The 3090-nt window shown below is 72.4% G+C and carries 2 protein-coding genes; both read left to right on the top strand.

Translation table 11 applies throughout. From position 1 onward, the window contains the following. Positions 1–2171 (top strand): PD-(D/E)XK nuclease family protein (locus tag G6016_RS12100; protein ID WP_182632897.1); only part of this gene is annotated, 2171 nt, incomplete at its 5' end. Next, a partial coding sequence (locus G6016_RS12105; protein WP_182632898.1) for a UvrD-helicase domain-containing protein occupies positions 2168–3090 on the top strand: 923 nt, incomplete at its 3' end. The genes G6016_RS12100 and G6016_RS12105, both read left to right, overlap by 4 nt.

Raw genomic sequence — 3090 nt, forward strand, 5'->3', positions numbered from 1 at the left:
CGCAGGGCGGGGCGGTGGAGGTCGCGGTGGCCGCCTCCGCGGCCGCCGAGGCCGCGCTGGTCGCCGACTTCTTGCGTCGCCGCCACGTCCTGGACGGGGTCGACTATTCGGAGATGGCCGTGGTCACCCGGTCCCTGCCGAGGGTCTCCGATGCGCTGCTCGCCGCGCTGGACGCCGCGGGCGTCCCCGTCGTTGACGCGGGCGCCGAGCTGCCGCCCGCGCACGATCCCGTGGTGGCAGCACTGCTGCTCCTGCTCCGTTCGGTCGCGCAGGCCGATGACCACACTGACGAGGACCGCATCCTCACCCTGCTCTCCGGGCCGATCGGCCGGGCGGACGCCGTGGCGATGCGCCGCCTCAGGCGAGGAATCCGACGCTCCGGGATCGGCGGATCCGAACCGAGTGCCACGACACTTCGGCGCCTGATCCTGGCCGACGACGACCAGCTCCCGCCGGGGCTGACCGTGGTGGAACTGGCACCGGTCACCCGGATCCGGCACGCTCGCGCCGCCGTGCGCGACAGTATCCGCGCAGGCGGCAGTGCGGAGGACGTGCTGTGGGAGGCGTGGTCGGGCGCGCGCCTGGAACGCCGACTCGTCCGCCAGGCGCTCAGCGGTGACGCGTGGTCCCGGACCGCTGACCGCTCGCTCGACGCCGTGGTGTCGCTGTTCGACCACGCCGCGGACTTCGTCGAACGGGTCCCCGGCGGATCGGTCTCCCTCTTCTGCGACATCGTGTCGGGGGCCGACCTGCCCGCACCCCGCCGTGCGGACACGCGCGGCCGGGCGGGAGCGGTCAGCATCCTGTCCGCCCACGCCGCTGTCGGCCGGCAGTGGCGGTCCGTGGCGGTGTGCGGCGTCCAGGACGGGGTCTGGCCCGCACCCCGCCGACGTTCCGGTCTGCTAGGGGTCGACGAACTGGTCGACCTCACCGAGATCGCCGGCGATGGGCCGCTGCCGTCGGAGGCCGAGCGGGCGGTGTCGTCCGCGGCCGCGCGGTCAGCGGAGGAACGCAGACTGTTCTATGTCGCCTGTTCCAGGGCCCGGGAGCACCTACTCATCACTGCCGTGGAATCGCCCGACGAGGGGGACGTGGCGCCCAGCCGCTTCGTGGACGAGGTGGCCGACCTGGCCACCGTGGAGTCCGGCCAGGGCTCGACCGGGCCGGTGCCAGCTCCCGCTCGACAGGCGCCGACCGTGTTTTCACTGCCGCACCTGGTGGTGGACCTGCGGGCGGCCCTGCTCGATCCGGACACCGACCCCGCCGATGCCGTACATGCGGCCGGACTTCTCGCCGGCTTGCGCGATGCGGGGGTGCCCGAGGCCGATCCGCGGACGTGGTTCGGTGCCGCCGAGTCCTCCACCACCACACCGGCATTCCCGGTCGTCGAGGGCGAGCCGATCGCGGTGTTGTCCCCGTCCGGGTTCGGGACGCTCGAGGAATGCCCGCTGCGGTGGTTCTTGCAGAAGATCACCGGCGATTCCGCAGACTCCGGTGCCGCGGCGGCCCTGGTCCGCGGCTCCGCCGTGCACGCCCTCACTCAGGCGGTGGAGGGCGGCGTGAGCGAGGACGACATCAGTGCGGCGGTACACCGGCGGGCCGAATCGCTCACCCTCGCCCGCGGATGGTTCGCCAAGCGGGGCGCCGAGGAGATCGTCGAGATGGCGGAGACGTTCAGGCGTTGGCGAGGTGCCACCCGCGGTGAGTACACCACAGCCGGGGTGGAGGAGCCGTTCCAGTTCGACGTGCCCGGCGACGTGCGCGTCCGCGGCCGGATCGACAGGCTCGAGGCCACAAGCGCAGGCCAGGTCGTCCCGGTCGACATCAAGACCGGGCGCACCGCCGCCACCAAGGCGGATGCGTTGGTCCACCCACAGTTGGCGCTCTACCAACTCGCCGTCACACGAGGGGCCGTGGAGTCCGCCGCCGACCGCGAACCCGGCGGGGGATTGCTGCTGTATGTGGCGGGCCGCGAAGGTAAATCGGCGACCGAGCGCGTCCAGGACCCGCTGGGGTCCGAGACCGCCGAGGCGCTCACCGAGAGGATCGTCGACGCCGGGCACTCCACCCTCGGCCCCGGGTACACCGCACGTGTGGGCCCCTGGTGCGATCACTGCCATGTGAAGTCCAGCTGTCCGGCGCAGCCCGAGGGAGAGCAGGTCATCGGATGAACGCGGCCATCAGTCCGGACCAGATCGCCGACGCCCTCGGAATCCACCGGCCCACCCCGGAACAGGCAGAAGTGATCGCCGGTCCCACCGAGCCCACCCTCGTCCTGGCCGGGGCCGGGGCCGGAAAGACCGAGACCATGGCCGCCCGCGTGGTGTGGCTCGTGGCCAATGGGCACGCCCGACCCGGCGAGATCCTTGGCTTGACCTTCACCCGCAAAGCGGCTCAACAGCTGTCGAGGCGGATTCGCCGTCGACTGGAGTCACTGGCCCGCAGTCCGCTGTGTACCGGTCCCGGATCCGACCCGTCGATCGCCGAGGCGATCCGGACCGAAGACCCGCAGATCTCGACCTACCACGCCTTCGCGGGGACGCTGCTCGGCTCCTACGGACTGCTCGTGCCGGTCGAACCGGACTCGCGACTGCTCACCCCGACCGCCGCGTTCCACCTCGCGCACGACGTCGTGTCGCGGTGGGAGAGCCCACTGACGACCCGGTCCGGTTCGGCCAGGATCACCCGTGACGTCCTCGCCCTCGCCGGCCAGCTGTCCGACCACTTGGTCACCACCGACGACCTGCGCGCCCACCCCGACCTGCTCACGACCCTGATCGCCACCCTGCCGCCCGGGCCACGCCAGAAGGACGCCCCGACCGCCTGGCTCACCGAGGGCGCCGACGTGCAGGGGCACCGCGACGAACTCGCGGACCTCGTGGACGCGGTCGCGGCGAGGATGCGTACCGAGTCGGCGCTCGACCACGCCTCCCAGATGGCGCTCGCCGCCACCGTCGCCCGGGATCACCCGGAGGTGGGGCTGGCCGAGCGACGCGCGTTCCGCGTGGTGTTGCTGGACGAATACCAGGACACCGGCCACTCCCAGCGCGTCCTGCTGGGCTCGCTGTTCGGCGGCGGAGCGAACCCGGT

Source organism: Dietzia aerolata, assembly GCF_014144865.1.
GTDB classification, from domain to species: Bacteria; Actinomycetota; Actinomycetes; order Mycobacteriales; family Mycobacteriaceae; genus Dietzia; species Dietzia aerolata.